Annotated in this window: 9 protein-coding genes; 2 read left to right on the plus strand and 7 right to left on the minus strand. The window is 59.8% G+C overall.

The features are described from left to right. The first annotated feature begins 166 nt into the window (after positions 1-166). Together JV18_RS15200 and JV18_RS15585 are read left to right on the plus strand one after the other, a co-directional pair. Positions 167-691, plus strand: coding sequence for a hypothetical protein (locus tag JV18_RS15200; protein WP_144243876.1), 525 nt, complete (start codon positions 167-169; stop codon positions 689-691). Next, positions 684-10,499, plus strand: a complete 9,816-nt coding sequence (locus JV18_RS15585) for a calcium-binding protein (RefSeq protein WP_033073857.1) — start codon at positions 684-686, stop codon at positions 10,497-10,499. The genes JV18_RS15200 and JV18_RS15585 overlap by 8 nt, the downstream gene beginning before the upstream one ends. Before the next feature lie 368 nt (positions 10,500-10,867). Here the strand turns inward: JV18_RS15585 and JV18_RS0106325 are convergent, their stop codons facing one another. From JV18_RS0106325 to JV18_RS0106355, 7 genes are all read right to left on the minus strand, one after another. Next, positions 10,868-12,712: a ParB/RepB/Spo0J family partition protein gene (locus JV18_RS0106325; protein WP_033075021.1), complete on the minus strand. Its 1,845-nt coding sequence runs from the start codon at positions 12,710-12,712 to the stop codon at positions 10,868-10,870. A 78-nt stretch (positions 12,713-12,790) separates the two neighbouring features. Next, positions 12,791-13,234 carry a DUF2958 domain-containing protein gene (locus tag JV18_RS0106330; RefSeq protein ID WP_052071771.1) on the minus strand — a complete coding sequence of 148 codons (444 nt, stop codon included), beginning with the start codon at positions 13,232-13,234 and terminating at the stop codon, positions 12,791-12,793. Further along, positions 13,231-14,301, minus strand: coding sequence for an ArdC family protein (locus JV18_RS0106335; RefSeq protein ID WP_081944708.1), 1,071 nt, complete (start codon positions 14,299-14,301; stop codon positions 13,231-13,233). The genes JV18_RS0106330 and JV18_RS0106335 overlap by 4 nt, the downstream gene beginning before the upstream one ends. An 829-nt stretch (positions 14,302-15,130) precedes the next feature. Further along, positions 15,131-15,436 carry a DUF2149 domain-containing protein gene (locus JV18_RS0106340; protein ID WP_033073858.1) on the minus strand — a complete coding sequence of 102 codons (306 nt, stop codon included), beginning with the start codon at positions 15,434-15,436 and terminating at the stop codon, positions 15,131-15,133. Continuing rightward, complete coding sequence (locus JV18_RS0106345; RefSeq protein ID WP_033073859.1) at positions 15,436-15,912, minus strand: MotA/TolQ/ExbB proton channel family protein; 477 nt, start codon at positions 15,910-15,912, stop codon at positions 15,436-15,438. Before JV18_RS0106345 ends, JV18_RS0106340 begins: the two co-directional genes overlap by 1 nt. Continuing rightward, a complete protein-coding gene (gene cobN, locus JV18_RS0106350; RefSeq protein WP_033073860.1) occupies positions 15,899-19,792 on the minus strand; it encodes a cobaltochelatase subunit CobN in 3,894 nt (1,297 codons plus the stop codon). The genes JV18_RS0106345 and cobN overlap by 14 nt, the downstream gene beginning before the upstream one ends. A 3-nt stretch (positions 19,793-19,795) precedes the next feature. Further along, entirely contained in the window at positions 19,796-21,754 is a 1,959-nt protein-coding gene (locus JV18_RS0106355; RefSeq protein WP_052071772.1) for a TonB-dependent receptor domain-containing protein, read from the minus strand. Positions 21,755-21,807: the final 53 nt, after the last annotated feature.

A 21,807-nucleotide genomic window follows, 5' to 3' on the forward strand; every position in this document is an offset into this window, starting at 1 on the left:
AATGCCGAGTGCCACTGGGCTCTGTCCGATTCACAAAGGACAATAAGATGACCGCGACCATCCTCCCGTGCTCTGGAGACAAGGAAATTAATTGTTTTATGAAAGAGATTGATCTTCTTTTTTCAGATCCTGTTATGTTATCCCTATCTTGCTGTCGAGAGGCCGGATGATGGCCGATCATCGATGGGCAACTATTTTGTTATTGGCACTATTATCCGGTTGCGGCGAGGAACGCGCCGTACCGATTGACTATTGCAAGCCCGAGGGAAGAAAGATATCAAATTCCGAGAGGATTTCACAAGTTTTAGTGACTTTAGCAAATAATGAAGATGAAATTTCAGATAAGTGGAAATTCGATGGCGGAGTTCATTTTCTGGAATGGAGGAGTAAATTTAAGTCAGAAAATCCGAATGTCTCAGATTTAGATATTTCATATGAATATTATTTGAATTTCCCGTCATGCTGCGAGGTTTTGCCTCCAGCCTATCTTGATCATGAGAATGTTTCAGACTTGGAATGGGATGATCGCATAGCAGAAAGTTTGAAAAGAAAACCGGGATTCTGGGTAGTAGACGTTAAGGTATCAAGAAAAATTCCCGTTCCCGCGTCACGTAAGCCAACAGATAGCATTGTACTCGGTCTATCTGACTGCAATAACAATGTAAATTACAGAGGATATCCGTATGGCTAATTCTACAAGCTTTGCGTTTTATGACGAAGTTTTGAAGAAATTTTTATACGGAACTGATGAGATTCAATTAAATCTTATCGACGATAAAATTATTCGACCTGATGGATTAAAGCCGGAATCCGTGGTGGTCGATAAGTTGGATTACATGCTAGGGCCGGGACGCTTTGCGCTTCCGAGTATGTTTGAAGTCGTGCAAGCGTTTTTCAACGTCAGCGGAAATGATCTTGACGCTGCTGGAGGTCGGACTTTTTCGCTAAGCGAATTGCAGGCTCAGCTTGGCCTGAGTGCGAATTCTCATCAGCTGAGCTTCAATCAAGCCTACTTTGACGACGGAGCCGATGACTACGCATATCGAGTATTTTTCTGGTCATCTAGTGCATTCGAGATTTCCGAAGGTGTTCGCTTCGTCGTAAATGCAGACGGCACCCGCTCGATTGAAGGCTTGATCATAAACCCGTTGGGTGGTGGTTCCGGGACCGACAACTTTGATTGGCAGGGTGGGCCATTCGCCCGAGATCTCAATCCGATTGTCCGCCCCTTGATCGATCCGTTCGCGATAGGAGGTGACGGAACGGCAGCAATGGATCGGACGGTGGCAATTGAACTGAACGGAACGCTCCCCGAGCGCACCTACACCCATACGAATTTCGACTGGGACGTCCATAATGGACCACTCACCGTGGGCGGAAATAATCCGTCGTTGGGTACATTTGGCGATGACCTGGACAAGGCAGCGGCGATATTGAGGCTCGGCATTGCTGGCGTGCCATTCGTCCGGGATCTTTATAACCGTGGTGTCATCAAATACGATCAAGATGGCTACGACATACTCTACGGGACAAATCACGATGACGTGATCAATTATCACGACGACTGGCCGCATCGTGTGATCAAACCGGGTTTTTCGCGGTGGCGGGCGGCCATCCTTGGCGGTAATGGCAATGATGAAATTACTGGAAGTATCGGCGACGACCGGCTGGACGGCGGGTCGGGGAACGACACGCTGGATGGTGGGTTCGGAAACGATCTGATCATTTCTGAGCTTGGCGACGGAGACGATATACTGGATGGCTCGTGGGATACCGATACCGTTGTCTACAAGTATGCGACCGGCGACTCTCTCATACGCCTAACCCCCATTTCCGGCTTCGCTCAGGGGGCCGGTGCGCTGGCGAGTGGCGATTTCGATCTCGTGATTACCGGGGCCCGCGATGCTAACGGCCGCAATACGACGGAGACCGAGGTCGGAGAGGGTGTAGTCGAAGTCAATGACATGACATTTGGCAATGATACTCTCACTTCGATCGAAAAGGCAGCCGTGGAGTCCGGTTCCGGTGCTGATACGCTAGTGCTTGCTCGAAACGGTGAAGGCGTAAACGACGATGGAATTGCATATATCGACCTAGGCACTCAGGCATCCGGGGCGTTTGATGCGATTGATCTGCGCGAATGGTCAAAAAAGGTTCTGATCGACCTTGAGGCTGAGGAAGTATCGTGGGTCGATGAGGATGCGATATTGGGCTTCATCGATGACGAGAGGTCGATCACGGTTCGTAAAGCCGAAGCTGCTTTCGGAGGGAGCGGAGCTGATTGGCTTCGCTCGCGAAGCGAAGTTGGAACGAAATTCTACCTCTCAGGTGGCGCGGGCGACGACACGCTCACTGGGCTCGGTGGCAATGATGTGCTAGATGGCGGCGCAGGCAATGACACCATCGTTTCGCTCGGCGGCGTCAACATCATAGTCGATCACGAGGACCGGAACTTCATCATTTCGCGCGGCGACCATGATACCGTCCTGATCGGCGGGAGTCGTTCGCACATCGAACTGGGATCGAAAACACTGGTCGTTGGAGCCGATACCGACGAGACAGTGAGTCGCTTCGGTATCCAGCTGCACGGCGGCGTTCAGCAATGGTGGAATGAATCCGGTACAGCAGTATGGTCTCCTTATAATGCGCTTCTAAGTGCATTTCCGTTTATTGGAGCGCAGGCGATGTTCTCGGCCGCCGCCATGGCCGCTGACACGCCCTATATGAAGTTTGCAAAATATCGGGTGGATGCTGAAAGCGGTGATTTGTTGATCGACTTAGGCTGGGGCCTCGGCGGGACGGCACGCATTACCGATTACGAACTCGACATGGCTACCGGCATGGGCACAGCGGGTCTCACCGTCTTCCGTCAGGGCCGGGTCAAGCAAGGAAGCAATTCTGGCATCAAGGCATCGAACGGTGTCGAGCAATATGTCAATCTTGCGCTCTATGCCGGCTGGGGCCGCGGCCTTGAGGGCTTCGACCCGTTGGTGCTCGATCTCGATGGCAATGGCTATGATCTGATCTCGCGCGAGTATAGCCAAGTCTATTTCGAATTTGACAGCGACGGCTTTGCCGAGAATGCGGGCTGGATCGGTGGGAACGATGCCTTTCTCGTCCGCGACCTCAACGGCAATGGCCAGATCGACAATATCACCGAGATGTTCGGCAATCGGACGACTTCGGGCTTCGCTGCGCTGGCCATACTCGATAGCAATGGCGATGGTGTTTTCAGCATCGCCGATGCTGATTTTTCGAGCGTCCGGCTCTGGAAGGATGCGAACAGTAATGGCGTCACCGATGCGGGCGAACTGATCTCGCTCGCCCATGCTGGCATCGCCAGTATCTCGCTCACCGCGACGACGCTATCCGATACAGACGTGCGCGGTAACGTCGTCGTACGCGAAGCAAGCTTTACCCGAACCGACGGCACGGCGGGCAAGGTCGGCGACATAGCGCTCGACGTGTCCGACACCGACACGCGCTGGACAGGCACGCAGACGCCGAGCCAAACGGCAGCGGCGCTGCCGCAAATCGCGGGTATCGGCGAACTCGTAAACCTGCGTTTAGCGATGACGAACGACGCGACTTTGCTGTCGATGGTCAACAGCTTCGTGGCGAATAACTCCGCAACCGTCACTCAATTGCGCGGCGAAATCGCGGATATTCTCTATCGGTGGGCGGGCGTTGACAACATTGCGGCCACTGCGATCGGATCGGGCGGCTTCGATGCCCGCAAGCTCGCTTTTCTCGAGAAATTTGTCGCCATTCAGCTGATGCCACGCGATGAGAACGGCGCGATTCTCACGAGCAATCTGGCGGAAGTTGAAGCACTCTGGAACAACCAGTTCAACCAAATGGCGTTCAAGCTGATTGCGCAAGGGCCGCTCTCGGCCAAATTCGCGGGCCTGACCTATTATGAATCGCACGACCTACTACGTGCGGCGAATGCCGATACCATCGCGACTGTTCTCGCTGGTTTCCTCGACGACATGCCGGCCAGCGCCGCGGCGGCGACAGATTACTGGGCCGATTGGGGACCGCTTCTCGGCGCGTTTGCGGGCACGGTCATGCGCACTTCGGGGATTGAGGTCGGGCGTGACTATTTCTTCGCTGAGCTGGTCAAGGCAGCTGACAGCAGGACGCTCGCGCTCGACATTGAGACGTTGGCGGGAGGACTTGCCATCGACGGACTAAAGATCGGGAGCGTATCGGCACTCACGCGCACTGCCAATGATTCGGGAACGCTGACTTATTTTTCGGAAATCGGAAGCCAGCAGTTCGTCGGCGGCGCTGGGCAGGACGCTTATGTCTTTGGCCACGCCATCGGCAATGCTGTAATCAACGATGATGAAGCCCGGGTGAGCGGCGACCGTATTCGCTTCGCCTTTCTGAGCCCCGATGACGTCACGATGGCGCATGATGGCAATGATTTGCTGATCACCGTGACGGGCACAGGGGAGACGGTCCGAGTGCTAGGCCAGTTTGCGCCGGTCACAACTCTTGGTGCTGATTATCTATTGAGTTCCAACAAGGGCGTGGAAGAAATTCAGTTTGCCAACGGTATGATCTATGAGGTGTCCGACATCGCGATCGCCGTTGGAAAAGGGAGTGCAGACAATGACACGCTTATCGGCACGATGCACTCCGACGTATTGCAGGGGCTTGCGGGCAACGATCTGCTCATGGGGGGTGACGATGGCGACATCTATGTGGTTAACGGGGGGGAAGGTCAGGATATCATTCGAGACGTCCAGACAACGCCTAGGCTGCGGGCTGCGGACATGCTCATCTTCGGCGAGAATGTCTCTCCCGGCGATATCCAATTTGTTCGCGAGGGCGCGGAATATGACGATCTGCGCATCAAGATCGGCACAGGCGGCGACAGTGTCATCATCGAAGGCCAGTTCGGTTATTCGGTTCTGGGCTACACGGGCCCTCTTGCACTGAATTCACGCATCGAAGGCTTTTCGTTCCGCCATTACGGTGCCGCCTGGTCGAGCAAGGAAATTGAGACCCTATTAATCGAGCGTGCCACAACCGCCGGAGACGATGTCGTACGAGGTTTTGGAAATTATGATCATTTCCAGATCAGCGCGGGGAATGACCTGCTCATCGGCATGGATGGCGGCGACGTCTATGAATTTGGTGTGGGCGCGGGGAACGATACGATCGACGAACAGTCGCGCTTCATCGATGTAACCGTTGATCTCGGAGGGCTCGCCAACAGCGCTGAGAACGACATCGTCCGTTTCAAGGTGCTGACCCTCGCTGACGTGAGTTTCAGGCGCGTTTCGGCCACGCCAGATCTTACCATTACTATTACCGCGACAGGTGAAACGTTGACCGTCAAAGACCAGTTCGACGGGTTCCAAACGGGCTACTTTGCAGCGCAATGGCTCCACCGCATCGAGCGTTTCGAGTTCGCCGATGGTGTTGTCCTCAACTGGCAGCAAGTTGCAGCAATTACTACAACCGGCGGCGATGGTGACGATCAGCTTTGGGGGGATCTCTACTCCGATCGCATGATCGGCGGAAAGGGCAACGATACGCTATCGGGCGGCGGCAAGGGTGATGAATATGTGTTCAATATCGGCGATGGCCAAGACGTTATATATGACAATAACAGCTTCATCCTCGGCGACGGTATTTTGAACGTCGACGACAGCCCGGATTATGTAACGCTCGGCGAAGGCATCGCTGAAGAGATGATCGCTCTTAGCCGATCAGGCAACGACCTGACGCTGCATATCGGGGCCTCCGGTGACAGCATCACTCTGAAAAATCAGAACAGCCTCCTCAACACGGGCGTGTTCGGAGTTTGGGGCCCTAGCCGGATTGAGGAAATCCGCTTCGTCGATGGCACTGTCTGGACGTGGGAAGGCCTCAACGCTCGCTGGATCGCCAATAATACTACTAGCGGAAACGACATTGTGGTCGGCTTTGCGCTTGCCGATACATTTGAAGCGAGCGAAGGCAACGATATCTTGTCCGGCGGCGACAGCGGCGACATATACCGCTTTGGCCTCGGATCGGGACAGGACATCATCCGCGAGAGCGTTGACAACGTCATGTATGGCGATGACGACAGCGTGGAATTCACCGATGGCCTTGCGCCCGAGGATATCCAACTCGCGCGCGTCGGAAATAATCTGGTTATATCGCTGTCTGATGGAAGCCGTCTCACGATCGAGGGCCAGTTTGCCTTTACGGCCTGGCATACGTGGCAGGATATCGAGTTATTCAAATTCTCGAATGGCGTCACCTGGACGGCCGCCGAGGTTCGTATGCAGTTCCTCACATCGACCCCGGGCGACGATATCATAACGGGCTTTGACAATGCCGATGTTATTGACGGCGGCACCGGAAACGACGTTCTGCGCGGAGGCAACGGCTCGGATGTGTATCATTTTGATTCAGGCTACGGGCATGATGTAATCGAGGAATCGGTCACCAATGCCAATCTCGGCGATGCGGACAGGGTGATCTTCGGCCCCGGACTTGTTCCCGAAGACTTGACCATCGCACGAAACGGCGACGATTTGGTATTCACGGTGATCTCCACAGGCGAGACGCTGACAATCAAAAGCCAGTTCGCATTCTCGAATTGGCTTGCATGGCAGGACGTTGAGCGCTTCGAATTCGCCGATGGCACAATATGGACTGACCATGATGTTGCGGTACGCCTGACAGGGGGAACGCCGGGGGACGACACCATTCTGGGGACGTTCCGATCGGACACGCTCGATGGCGGTGCGGGCAATGACATACTCATCGGCGGCGACGGGGCCGATATTTACATATTCGGGCGGGGGTATGGGCAGGAAGAGATTCGCGAGTCGCTATCCAACGCTAACCTTGCGGAAGATGACGAGTTGCGCTTCGGCGCCGATATTACCGTAGAAGATCTTACTTTCACGCGGGATGACCACGATCTCGTGATTTCAATAATTGGTACAAGTGACACTGTCCGACTGACCGATCAATGGCGTGTGACCAACATTTATCGCTGGCACGATGTCGAACGGTTCACGTTCGCCGATGGCAGTTTTCTGACAAATGGGGATATTCAATCGCGGGTATTGGCCGGGACGAATGGCGACGATCACATTGTTGGCTTTGTGACTGCCGATCGGCTCAACGGTGGTCCTGGCAATGATATTCTCGAAGGTCTTGACGGGGCCGATACTTATGTTTTCGGCTATGGATCGGGGCATGACGAAATTCGTGAAACCGTCGACAATGCCAATTTCTCGGACGACGACAGCATCGAATTTGGTCCCGGTATCGCTTGGGAGGATTTGACTTTTAGCCGAAGCGGGAACGACCTCACCATTCAGCTGCCTGGCGGGCAGGACACCCTTTTCATCGGAGGACAGCTTGGAACGTTCAGCAGTACAACGGGATATACTTGGCGCGACGTCGAATCCTTTAAGTTCGAGGACGGCACATTAAAGACTAAAGAAGACCTGCGCCTCGCCATACTCGCCGCGGCTTCGACCGATGATGACGATATAATCGACGACTTCTATACCAATGATACGCTGGTTGGCGGTCGTGGAAATGACACACTGCGGGGTGGCCGAGGTTCGGACACGTTCGTGCACAATGTTGGTGACGGTCATGATATCGTGTCCGATTATTTCGAATATTATGGTACTATCGGCGATCGCATCCTGTTCGGCGCTGGGATAACACCTGACGACGTGAGTGTTGGCGTGTCACCGTCCAATCCCGCAGATATGCTGCTCTCTGTTTTCGGCGGTCAAAGTTCCGTAACGCTCAAGAATCAGGTCGGTGCCAGCCACGAATGGGAAATTGACAGCGTCGAGTTCGCTGACGGAACGAGTTGGTCGGCACTCGAGCTATCTCGTCGTTTCGTGGAAGATATGGGAACGCCTGGTGATGACGTTATCAACGGAACGGGTAACGCCGACACGCTGGATGGCCGCAGCGGCAATGATGTAGTGTCTGGCGGTGGTGGTAACGATGAACTCTTGGGCGGCGCAGACGATGATGTGCTGAATGGTGGGGCCGGTCACGACCGTCTGACTGGCGGCCTCGGCAACGACCTTCTCCGTGGCGAAGCCGGAAATGACATATACGTCTATACGCCCGGCGACGGAGACGACATCATCGACGATCTTAGTGGTCAGAATGTCGTCCTTCTTGGTGCTGGTATTGCGCCCGACAATATCTATTTCTCGACCTCGGTTTCCAGTTCCAACGATATCGTTATCCGCTTTGCAGGCCATTCGGGATCGATCGCGCTCAAGAATCAATTCGCGGCTTCGAGCGCAAACGGGGTGCAGCGCCTTTCGTTCGCCGATGGGACTGTGTGGGACCAAGCGAAGATACGCGCCGAATATCTAACCCGCCAAGGAACAACAGGTGATGACTATTTGGGGGGCGATGATACCGTCAACATTTTGAATGGCGGCGCGGGCAATGATAATATCCGGGCGCTGGCAGGCGACGATCAGCTAACCGGCGGTGTCGGAAATGATCGCCTCGAAGGAGGAGCCGGCAACGACAGCTACCATTACGCGATTAACGATGGAAACGACGTCATCGCAGATGGCGGAAACGATACGGCAGACAAGCTTGTCTTCGGCGCCGGGATTTCGGCAGCCGACGTCTTGATTGATCCAGACCAGAACAACGGGGCGAATTTCATAATTGGCTTCTTGGGGCGGTCCGAGAGCATTGTGGTCGAAAAACAACTGACCGGAAACCATGGAATTGAGCGCATCGAGTTTGCCGATGGCAGCTTCTGGGATGCGACCGAAATCGCGAACCAATTTGCGCTGGGCGTGGCGCGCGCAGGCAACGAAACGATCAACGGAACCAGTGGAGCAGATATGCTGAATGGTTTCGGAGGTAATGACATCCTTTACGGGAATGCGGGCAATGACATTTTGATAGGCGGTACCGGAAACGACTATCTGCGCGGTGATACTGGTAACGACACCTATGTCTTTAATCTCGGCGATGGACAGGACACCATCTATGAGAATGAGAGCCAGTTCACCGTGGGCGGCACCGAAACCTTGCGCTTCGGATTGGGCATAGCGCTCGAAGATCTTATTCTCAGCAAGACCACTGCTGATTGGAACGATCTGCGAATCGCGATTTCCGGAACGACAGACTCTATCCTGATCGACAATCAGGATGTGAGCTATCAGGAGCGCTACTTTAACCGCATCGAGAATTTCGTCTTCCAGGTCCAGGGGCCGGATGGATCGGTCACCGAAACGACAGTCGGATGGCAAGCCATGGAGGCGCTCCGGATCGTCCAGAACCAAACGTCCGGAAACGACGTGATCATAGGTAGCACAGCAGCCGACACGATTGATGGCAGTGCAGGCAATGACACGCTTTACGGCTGGAGCGGCAACGATATCCTCGCCGGCGGCGAAGGTAATGACACCCTGGATGGCGGCGCAGGAATCGATACGGCGCTGTTTTCCGGGCTGCGGATCAACTATTCGTTGGTTACCTCGGGTGGCATGCTCAGCGTGTCGGACAACGCGCCCGCAGTCGACGGGGATGACGGAACCGATAGTCTTAAGGCAGTTGAAAAGCTGAAGTTCTCGGACGGGGAAGAGGTCGGCATCACCTCACCAATCATTCTCGATCTTGATGGCGGCGGTGTAAGCACCTTGTCAGCGAGCATCAGCAACGCGCGGTACGATATGGACGGCGACGGTTTCGCCGATGATACGAGCTGGGTAGGCAGCGGCGAAGGGATATTGTTCCTCGACCGCGATGGCAATGGCACACTTAGCAACGCTGGCGAACTCAGCTTTGTAGGCGACGTGGAAGGCGCAGCCTCCGATCTCGTTGGCCTGCGCGCTTTTGACAGTAATGGCGATAGCATGCTTTCTTCCGCCGACGATCGTTTCGCCGATTTCCGCATTTGGCGCGATGGCAACGGCAACGGCGTGGTGGGAGAGGGTGAGATTTTGTCGCTTTCCGGAGCAGGTGTACAGTCGTTGGGCTTGGCGGGAACGGCCGTAAACACCTCTGTCGCGCTTGGTGATGTGGTGACAATCAATACCGGAAGTTTCACGCGGACCGATGGAACATCAGCGATGTTCATAGATGCTGCCCTCACCTATTTCGCCGGTTCAGCCAAGACTTCCGGCTACGCACAGAGACCTACCCCTTCGATGTTCCGTCGCTGGTTTGGCGGACTCGATCGAGATGGTTTGGCTGCCGTCGGCCCTCACGGATTTCATATGGACCGGCGATATATCGACGATCCGATTGCTCACTGGCCGAAACTTGATGATAAAAGCTGGTGGTCAGGTCCATCGGCGCTGCCAATTCATGCGCTCGACGACAGGCGGGTGGCAGAGCCCGCATCTACCTCACAACTTGATCGCCAGCTGGCCATAATGGTACAAGAGATGAGCGTATTCGGCGTTCGGTCAACAGGTGAGAGCGTTCAGCTTTGGCAGCGTGAGAATGTACGACCGATCGACTTCTTCGCATAGGACGAAGTTTAGGCGATCTCTGACGGCAGTCGGTATCCTTCGGCGATCCGGAGCAGTTTTGGAACAGCCCCTTGATGACTAGCGAGGAGCATCCGGATTCTGCGACGCACCGGCTGCTCGGTCTTGGTAGGCCGCTGCATGCAATCTCCAGTATCAGCGCATTTATCCCTTCCTGTCTGGCTGGTCCCGGCGATGATCTCACCTGCCTCTGGGCTGTTCACTGGCGGGAGCTAATCCCGGCGACAGATAGCCCGCACCGGAGTAAGGTGCGCGCCCGTGAGAAGACGCCGCCTCCCCCACCCTCGCTTTCGCACACGCAATGCCGCACATGAAAAGGAGCGGGCATGACCGCCCGCCCCTCTTGCGTTTCACGCCGCGAGCGGGGGCGCTTTGCTGTCGGCGTCCGGGTCCTCCTTGCCTTCCCCAACACAGGTTTCGCCGCATTCCGCCGCGCTGTCCCGCGCATCGAGATCCAGCTGCCAAGCTTCGCAATCGGCGCGCAGGCGCCGATGCGCGCTCACACTCGCAACGCCGCCCCGCTCGCTGTAGCAGCCGGGAGGAAAAGCCATCCAGCGCGGCACCCATGAGGTGACGGCACTGCGCCCATTGGTGCCCTCGAGATGGTCGGCGATGATCGTCTTGAGCGTCTTCACCTTTTCCTTTTCATTGGCCCGCGCGACCGCTTCGCCAGCCATGTCACCAAGGATGGCGAGCAGGATTTCACGGTCGCGAAGCTGTTCGAAGAAAGCCGGGTCGGCGCGCCAATATTGGCGCATATCGGTGCCAAGCTCGAGTCCGACCACCTCGACCGCTTCATGGCCCGCCATAAGCGTCTCGCCCATCACAATGGCCATGATATCAAAAAGGGCCGGCTCGGGCAGTTTGAGCAGCCGCGCGAAGACCGCCGCAAAAGGAGGCCGGTGGCCGGGGGCGGCAGTGACGGTCGGCGTCTCGGGATCGAAACCAAGAAGGCCAAGCACCGCGCGGCGCCTTTCATCGAAGACGGCCTCGGCAGGCGCGGTTTCGAGGCTCTCGGCGATAGCCTCCTTCGGCGCGCGCTGCGCCTCGATGTCGGCGCGGTAATGGCCGCATCCCGTGATGACATGCGCGAGCATAGCCCGAAGCGCGACCCCGCCGTTACGCGCGAGATCGGCGCGCACCGCCGCATGGCGATGCAGGTTGATATAGGCATTCATCGCTGCGCTCAGCTCGGGCCGCGCGGGCTTGGGCTCGGTTGCCGACGCGCTGCGTTCGCCGCGCGCCGCTTCGCGCGCGGTGAGATAACCTTCGTGGAAGCTGACCTCGCCATTGTCGCGTATCTCGATATAGACGCGCCCGCCCTTGCGCTTGGCGATATGGGCATGATCCCATGACCGAAACCAGTCGCCCTTGGCCATGACGATGACATCGGACCAGCCATCTTCGATATAGGCACATTTGCGCGCCTCGATTTCGGCCATCTGCAACGTCCAGAACTGGTCGGCATCGGCGAAAAAGCTTTCCGCCCCGAATAGGTCGGACACGATAGCAGCGCCGCTTTCGGCGACATCGAACAGCGCGCGCGACACGGCAATGGCTGCCCCGCCGAACAGCCACGCCTTCAACTGATGCCCGGTCGGACAATAGGCTTCTTCGTCGCCGAACAGCGCCAGCCATGCGCTTTGCTGGCGTTTCGAGGCCAAGGTGAGATGACGCACGGTTGCCGCATCTATCGCACCGCTGCGATAGAGATTACGGATACGCGGAACAAGATTGCCCAGCGCGAGGATACGCTTCACCGCTGCCGGTTCGAAGCCGAAAGTCTCGGCAACCTCGTCGATGCTGCGTCCCGCTTTGACAAGGCCGACAAAGGCTTCCCACTGCCCAACCTCATCGGGCGTGACACGCGCCAGATTCTCGAGCATCGAAGCCTCGAGCGCGTCGGCATCGTCGCCGTCGTCGAGGATTGCGCAGGGCAGCGGAGGCACCGCCCTGCCCTCGCGCTTGAGGATTTGCGCCGCGGTGAAGCGCCGCCGTCCCGCGACAATTTCGAAACGCGCGCCGTCCGGCGCCTCTTCTCCTGTCCGCGCGCATCGCCGCACAAGCAGCGGCACCAATATGCCGCGCTTGGCAATGCTCGGCAGAATGTCGGCGACATCGGGGGGCTTGCCCTTGGACCGCATATTGCTCTTGGCGACCTCCAGCGTGTCGAGGTCGAGAAAATCAAGCTTCATATCCTTCACTCCATTGAGGCGCCGGTTCGGCGTTGCGGAAAAGTCGAACCGGCAGAGACGGCGAAACGCGCCGCCGCGTCAGCTGCCTTCGCCGCGCGCCGGTCCATCGGGACGGGCGGGCGGATCGGGCAGAAGCCGGTCGAACTTGCGGCGCAGAAGCGCCTTTTCGGCGAGGCTGATCGATCCCGTGCGCCGCGCCGTCTCGGTCCAGCGCGAGAGCGGCGCAAGCGGATCGAAATGGCGATCGCGCTCGATGCCGAGGCCGAACGGAAGGCGCACGGCGGCGATTTCCGCGAGCGAGAAACAGCCAAGTTCGGGACAGCCGAAACCGAGATCGGCAAGGCCGAACAGCGTATCGCCATCGCTGTCGATTTCGGTCGCAAGCCAAGTGGCGACACCGACGGGCGAGAAGAATTTGACGACCGGCCAGGGATCGAAAGGCTTTTCCTGCGCGCGGTGGATACGGCTCGCATGACCATTGGCGATCAGCGCGAAGCGAAGATGGGCGGGGAGGAGCGTCACGGCCTGTCTCCTGCCGAGACTGCGGCGACTTGGGGCGCGAAGCTAAGCAGATAATCGGCGGCCTTGCTCGCGTGGCTCGCGGCCTTGAAGATGGCGCGGGCATCGCGGTGCATGATGTCGAGCCAGCCACCGATATAATCGGCATGACGCACGGTCGGCTCGATAGCGAGCGCCGCGCAAAGAAAGGCGCTCGCCAGTTCGGCGCAAAGTTCCTCGCGCGCATAGGCCTCGCTCGCAAAGCCGCCCGTCTGGTCGCGGCCCAATCGCGAGGGGTGGCCGGTCCAGTGGCCGAGTTCGTGCAGCGCGGTGCGATAATAGTCGATCTGGTGGCGGAAGGCCTGTTGCGGAGGCAGCGCGACATAGTCGGCGGCGGGGCTGTAATAGGCCTCGTTCCCGCCGATGCGGACATCGGCGCCGGTCGCGACGATCAGCGCCTCGGCGCGCGGGACCGTCACGCGCGGCGGCATGGCGATGTCGGGCTGCGTGCAGCGATCGGGCAGCCCTTCGCACTGCGCGACATTGAAGACGGTGAAGCGCTTGAGGAAGGGGACCGAACGGTCTTCACCGTCCGCGTCGGGGGAACCGTTCCGTTCGTCCATCCCCGCTTCGCCCTTGGGTGTGAAGCGCGCGGCGTAGAAGATCGTCGTGCCCTTCTCGCCCTTGCGGACCGTGCCGCCCGCGCCCATGGCCTGCCGGAAGGTCAGCCAGCCCTGCGCCGGAAAGCCGCGCCGCGCGGCCTCGGCCCAGAGCATGAGAATATTGATCCCCGAATAGGCGCGGCGCGTGTCGGCGTTGCGCGGCAGGCCCGGCGCGAAGGCTGCGGTGTCCCACGGCTGCACCCACGGGACGCGCCCCACTTCGAGCTCGGCGACGATGCGCGCGGTGACCTCGTCGTAGAGCGCCGCGCGCGGCGCGGCGGAATGCTCCGCATCACCGCCGCGCCGGGCTGGCTTGCCGGTCGCGCCGCGAGTGCGGCAACGACGCGCGCCGCGCCCGTCCGCGCGCGCGCCAAGCCGCGCGCGTTCCAGCGGGTTGGTCTCGGTCGAAGGATTGGAGCTGATAGCCATCGGTGCATCTCCTCACGAATCAAATCCGCCGCGGCCGGCCCCGGACAGCGGGGCGGGCGGCGAGATTCGCGGACAAGGGAACCGCCGTGCGAGGCCGGTCCGCACCCGCAGGGCCGCAACGCCAGTGGAGGAGCCGGGCCGAAGCCCGGCTTGCGGACCGGCCGGGCGGTTCCATGGCCGTGCGCCGCCCGCACCGATGTCCGAGGTGCCGGCCCACCAAAGCGCCGCCGCGCCGCGCGCGGCGTCCTCCGCAATGCCCTTCGCGAACCCTTGGCATGGTCGCGCCCGTCCGGCGGCCCCGCCCTTTGCTGTTGCCGCCCGCCTGCCCCTCCCTCGGCGTTGATCAGCCCCGAAGGGCAGAGGATGGCGCCCTTGGCAAGCCGCAGACGCGGCGGCGTGCGCGTGCTCCCGGCCGGCGCTCCATGATGAAATAATCGATCCCCCGCACGCGCTGGGCCGACCGGGAGCAGGTGCCGCCGTCGCGGCAAGAAAGCGCGCCAAGAGCGCCCGCGCGGCCTCAGGATAATGGCGCGACCTCTGGCGGCGGCCTGCCGCCGCCAGTGTGCGCTCCTTCGAGCCGCGCTCCATTTGGGGATATCCGCTCAGGCGTCGCGTGGCGGTCTGCCGGTGCAAAGATCCATGACGGGGAATTTCTGGCAGGCCAAGGGCAGGTGGTTGCGGGCACGACAAGCTGGTCTGCCCATGGGAAGGGGCCTATGAGCTTTTCCCCTCGGGCGCAGGACTAGCTGCAAAGCGAGTGGCTCCGCGCGATGCGCTCGCTACAGAATGTTCGCCTGTTCAACTTCCCTGCGCACCGCCTCGATCAAGGCTATTCCGGAACATAGACGAGATTACCGTCGGGCAGTCGGTAAGTCGTCCCGGCCTTCACACCGCCGCCCTCGCCGAGCTGGTCTGTGGAGGTGTAGCGTTCCAGCTTCTCGCCATTTTTGATCGTGATGGTCATATCCTCTTCGCCGGGGTTTTCGACCACCATGACCTTGTCCGACTGAAAGGGGTTGAGCGGGTTGCGCACGATCAGCACCATCAGCACAGCGGTAATCACGAGGAACAGGTCGACCAGATTGACCACCGACAAAATGGGGTCATCGGCCTCGTCATCTTCGAGAAAGCGCATCACTCGGCCCCCTGCGCGCTTTCAATCGCGCGCAATTCTTCCAGCAGCCAGCGGCGGCGGATCGTATAGACGAAAAAGGAAATCGAGGCCGCGATCAACGCGATGATGACGGAGGAAAAAGCCACGACAAGGTTTCGGCCAACCTCGCCCGCGTCATTGCTGCCCAGCGCCAGCAGAGCCGGCCCCATCGGGATCATCGTCGCCACCAGGCCCAGCATGGGCGCACTGCGCGACACGATCCGTAGCCATTCCAGCCGCCGCATCACGACGAGTTCGAGGTCCTCGCTCGTGCATCCGCTACGCTTGCTATGCGCCGTAAGCGGCTGGCTGGCACGCCCCGACGCCCTGGCGGCGGCCTCGAGAGCAAAGCGACCAAGACTGATCAGTGCATAAGCAAGCGAGGCCAGGATCAGCAGGATCACGGGCACGAGGAACAGGCGGGACGCATCATAGAGGGTAGCTTCAAGCGCGAGCATTGGTCGTTTCCCATGGTCTGGAGGAGCGGCGGCTGCGTGCCTCAAGCAGCACGCCGAAAAGGAACAGCAGCGCCAGCACCAACGTCGCGGAGAGCTGATTGCGCAGGCCAGCTTGCTGCGGCGGGTCCGGAATCACCACCCGTTCAAGGATGCGACCGGTCGGAGCCGGAGCAGGCAATGCCGCCCTCTGTGCGGCGAAAGCAGGGGGGCTCGGCGCGGCAGCCCGAGCCGCCATTACGCCGTTCAGGCCGACTCCGCGGGGCCCGGCAGTGTCGCTGATGGGGTCATCGAGAGCGGCGCCCCTGTCTTGCAGCTCACGCAGGCGCCCGGCCAGCGATTGGCGCGTCGCTTCGTCAGCTTGCCAATATCCGCGTGCGATGGCCTCCTGCATACGCGCGATCATCTGCATCTGGGCATCGGGATGAACCCGCTCAAAAAAGCGATTGAGGCCCATCCGCCGCGCATCACGCACATAGGTGTCGTGCATGGCCTGCCACTGGTCGGCGCGCACACTGCCCGGATCGACGACTTGCCAGCCCCAGAGGTTGTTCACGATACCAAGAATCGCATTGGCCCCGGCATAGCCTTCTTTCTGCATCTCCCCGATCCACTGCGGATTGAGATAGCGCACGCGCAATTCGTCGGAGAGGAAGGAGGCAGCCGTGGTCATGCGCACCTCGCCCCCGCGCATGTCGGTGACATAAAGGGCAGGCGACCGGACCGTGAGATGCCGGACGGCCAGCGACAACCCGCCCAGATGCTCAAAAGGATGATCGGTCGACAAAAGGCCATGCAGATTGGATGAGCGGCTCATGACGGCAGCGTCCACATCGCGTAACTGCTCGGCGAAGAGATTGGTGCCTTCGAGCTTCACCCCCCAGTCGCGCGCGCCATAGGCATATTGCATCCGCTGGAGGAAAGGGTCGGCAAGAGCGCCGTCGTCTTCCCAGCCTGCGGGTCTGCCATCATCGCCGGGCGTAAGGGCGTCGGGAAGGCCCGTTACATAGTCGCCCGGGGCGTTGGTGAAGATGCGCAGGCGAGAAAGATCGCGCGCACGCTCCGGCTCCACCCCGCGCGCAATCAAGGCTTGCTCAATTTCGCGCGCGCCAGCGGCGGGGCCGCTCTCCTCTTCAAGATTGGCGAGGCGGTCGATCCCGTCGGCGAGCAGACGCAGAAAGCGATCAAACTGGTCGCGATAGACGCTGCTTGGCTGCATCACGACATCAATGCGCGGACGGCCAAGCTCCTCCAGCGGCACAATGTCGAGTCGCTCTACCCTGCCCCCGCGATCCCACACCGGGCGCAGTCCGAGCGCGTGAAGCATCTGCCCTTCCCCGATCCCCAATGTGCGAATGGTTTCGCCTGCGAACACCGAAAAGGCGATCTTGCGCGGCATCGTCCCATGTTTCGCCACATGGGCCTCGATCATCTGGTCGAGCGCCCGGCCACCCTCTTCATAAGCGGCGCGCGCGGGCACCTTTTCGGCCTCGAAGGCATAGAGGTTGCGCCCGCTGCGCACCTGCGGATTGCGGATCGGGTCACCGCCTGCACCAGCATGGACAAAGCCGCCGGCCAACCCCACGAGAAGCGCCTCACTCTCGCCCGGATCGGCGAGATTGCGCTCATAGCTGGCGGCGAGTTCAATTTGTTCGCGCAGCGCCGGGTCGGCGATTGCGGCGATGTCCCCACCCTCGCGCAGATAATAGGCGAGGGTTCGATAGGCTTCGCTCTGTCTGATCTCGTCGACGCCCTCCGCAAATGCCTCCTGCGGATCGAGGCCCAGAACGTTCAGATAATCCGGTCCCAGCTGCTGCATCACCGTGGTCAGGCGGCGGTCGGGCGAGGCAGGCGCACCAAAGACATGGAGACCGAGCGGGATCGACATGCGCGCCAACTGGTGCAGATGATCGTGGAGCGCCTGATAATAGCCGGGAAAGTCGCGCGTGATCGCCGCCTCGTCCCAACCCATGTCGGCGTCGAGCCGCGCGCTGTCGGCCTGTCTGACAATGGCCTCGGCCACGCGATCGCGCACCGTCCCCGCCTCCAGCTGAGCATATTGATGGATGAGCGCGTGAATATCGCGCAGTTCGTCATAAAGGCCCGACGGGGCGAAAGCCGGTGTCTGATGGCTGATCGTCACCGCTCGTCCGCGTCGCCGCGCCTGAATCGCCTCGGCGACATTATCCTGAATATAGGGATAGAAAACGGGCACGTCCCCCACGAGGAGGAAGGGATAATCCCCGGCCCACAGCCCGCGATCCTTGCCGGGGGTCCATTCCTGAGTGCCATGCGTGCCCATGTGAATAATCGCATCGGCACGTTGCCCTTCGCGCGCCCAGAGATAGGTCGCCAGATAGCGGTGGTCAGGCGGTGTGACCTTGTCATGATAGGCTCCGCGCGGGTCCCGGCCACGCGGCGGCTGCGGCAGGATAGCAAGCTTGCCCAGGGCAAGCCGGGGAATGATAAAATCTTCTCCGATCAGCGCCGGGCTGTTCTCGGGCGGCCCCAGCGCGGCGAGCAGCTCCTCGCGGCGCGCGGCTGGGAGCGTGTCGATCCAAGCCTTGTAGGTCGCAAGCGGCAGGCGCGCGGCAAGGTCGCGGTCGAGCAGGTCTTGCAGCGTTTCGGGGCGATAAAGCCCGCCCAGCATGGCCTGCCCCGATGTGATCAGCGTGTCGCTTTCCTCCGGCGCCACATCATAGCCCGCAGCTGCCAGATCCTGCGTAAGCTTTTCGAGGCTGAGCGGCAGATTGAGATTGGATGCGGCGAGATTTTTCTCGCCATGCGGATAATTCCAGAAGAACAGCGCAAGCCGTTTAGAAGCTGCAGGCGTTTTCCGCAGCGCCACCAGCCGCGCAAGCTTGGCGCTTAGCAGTTCAACCTGTTCAGCAAGAGGAACCGGCGCGCCATCTTCGACCGCGCTGAGAACAATGGGGTCGCTAACGCCCCAGGCTTCGGGACCCGTCAGCATGACCGCCGTGGACGTGCCGCCCACCCCCGAAACGCTTTCACGCCATTGCGCCGGTCTATTCGATCGGTCGTTGAGGCCTTGGAGAACGGGAATATCGAGCGCCTCAAACTCCGCCTTGCGCGCATCGCCATTCTGCATATGCGTGAGGTTGACGAGCGCATGGGCAGCAAGCGGGCGGATCATGCGCGTTATGCCCTCGGGATCGCGATCATCATGCCAGAAGAATATCGGCATCAGCCCGTGCGCAGCGGCACTTTCTGCCAATGCTTCGACCACTTCGGTCTGCATGTCGCGGATCGCCCCGCTGGAAATGGCAAAGGCGACCACCGGTCGGGCGTGCCACCCCATTTCTGCTTGCCAGCGCGCAATCTCTTCGGGTGCGGTGAACAGCTGCGGGGCCAGCGGATGATAATAGCCGGTTTCGGGCATGGATTGTGGCGGCGGCAGATGGTCCAGACTCTCTCCCGCCAAGGCGCGGGGCAAGGCCGCGACAAATGCCTTCAGATTATCGGCCCCGCCCCCGGCATAATAAGCGATCAGGCGCCGCGCGACGGCGGGAGGCAAGTGGCCAAAGCGCGGCGGCCCGCCACCAATGCTGAGCCAGGGAGCCGATAGGGAATCGAGCGCCCCCACCGCCTGCTGCGCGGCCGCCATGTCCGACGGGCGCGGCCCGTCGAGGATGAGAAAATCCGCCCCTTCCGCCAGATCAGCCGGTCCCTCATCCCCCTCACCGACCTGGACCCATTCGAGCCGATATCCGGCATCGCGCGCCCAGGCCTGCATTGGCTGGAACTTTGCCGGCAGTACAAAGGGCGTGGTCACAACACGCACCAATGGCTGATCCGGGCCTTGCTGTGCCGCGAGCCATGAGGGGCACAGCAGCAGCCCGAAAAGCAGAAGCAGACGCAGCATCACTCAGAAAGACACGCCAAGCCCCGCAAAGACCATACGACCGGGTTCGGCAACGCTGTATAGTGTCGATTCCTCCACCAGACGCTTCTTGAAAATATTATCGACGCCCGCCTTGAGCGTGAGCCTGTCGCCGAGCTCGTGACTTATATCGAACGACCAGAGATCATAACCGTCGAGACGCTGGGGCAAAGCATTGGCATAGACGGTCTGCTTGCCGATATAACGTCCGCGAAGGTTGAACTGTGTTGCATCGGTCATCTGCCACGCCATTTGCAGCTTTGCGCTGTGGTTGGGGCGCTCGGCCAATTGCTGATCGGCGGTCAAGTCGCGCGGATCGAGATAGCTATAGCTTGCGGACAGGGTCAGCGCCTCGACCGGCGAAACCTCGCCGCCAAGTTCGATACCGCGTATGCGCGCCTTGTCGACATTTAGATAGGTACGCCGCTCCCGCCCGCGAATGCCGCAAAACTCGACGCATTCGGTCTGCACGAGATTGGAAAGATCATTTTGGAACAGCGTGGCGCCTAGCTGCCACCCCGTGCCATGATAGGCGACGCCCGCCTCGTAACTCCTGCTCGTTTCCGGCTTGAGATCGGGATTGCCGGTGATGATGAACCGTCCTCCCGCAGCGACGGTGATATAGCCCGGCGAGAGCTGCTTGAGCGTTGCCGCCTTGAATGCTTCCCCCACACCGCCGCGGATGACCAGACCGTCAACCGGTTCAACCACCAGATAAGCACGTGGGCTGGTTTCCCAGCCATAGGCCGGATGATGGTCGAAGCGGCTGCCAAGGGTGAGCATCGCGCCGGGCATTAATTCCCACTCGCTCTGCACAAAAACGGCATTGTGGTTGACGCTATCTTCGCCTTCGGCGTTGATCGTGGCATCGCGAAGTCGTTCGTTGCGGTGCTCCGCGCCGAGGGTCAGGCGATTGCTGGCGAAAGGCACGAAGGTGAGCCTGCCGTCGACGACGACGTCGGTTGCCTTGGTGGGAGCGGTCGGCTGCTGCCCCTGATCGCGCTCATTCACCCGTTCAAGCACCGAGCGATAGGCGCTCAGATGAACATCGCCCCAGCTCCAGTTTCCGGCATAGCTGGCCAAGGCCCGCGACCGGGTGACATGGTCCTGATATTCATAATAGACCGGGTTCGAACCGGAGGTGACGGTAGCGCGGGCGCGATCATCGTCGCTGGCCATGAAACCGAGCTCGATGCGCTGGCCCTCGGCTGGTTTCCACCAACCGATCACGCTGCCGCTTAAGGCTTTGCGGGCTTCAAGTTCACTTTGCAGTGGGTCTTCTTCGCTTTGCGTGCGATCCCGGCGACGATTTTCGCCCCATGCAACAAGGCCGAGTTGTTCGTTGAGCGGCCCGCCGACCAGCGCGGCGACCTGGCTGCTATTGCCGCCCGAACCGTCACGAAAGCTCTGCAAAGCCAGACCGCTGGCCTCCAGCTTCTCTTCCGGGCGGCGGGTGAGAACATTGATGACCCCGGCCAGCGCCTCCGAGCCATAAAGGGCCGAAAGCGGTCCGCGTACCACCTCCACCCGGTCGATCGCGATACTCGGCACCCAGCCGAGATTGAAATCGACATGCGCCATGTTGGCACTGGCATCGTTGATGCGCTTGCCATCCACGAGAGTGAGGACATGCTCGTCCGACATGCCGCGGATCGAAATGCCCCGGCGCGACATGCCCACCGAGTTGATTAACACACCCGGTTCATTCTCCAGCGCCTCGGCGAGGTCCTGCGCGGGACGCCGGCGCAGATCACCGCCCGACACGATCGAGACGCTGGCCGGAGCTGTCCGGACGTCCGAATTGCTCTGGGAGGCGGTGACCACAATCGTGGCTTTTGAGAGGTCCCTTTCGGCGTCGCGCCCCGGCGCTATGCCCTGCTCTTCTGCACGTGCGACGGACGAAAAGGTGAATGCCGCGCAGGCCAGATATTTGATCGGTTTCATGAGTCTCTTCGGTTGATCACATTTATTGAAAGGCCGTGGGAACAGCAGCCGCC

It is taken from the genome of Sphingopyxis sp. MWB1 (assembly GCF_000763945.1).
GTDB lineage: Bacteria > Pseudomonadota > Alphaproteobacteria > Sphingomonadales > Sphingomonadaceae > Sphingopyxis.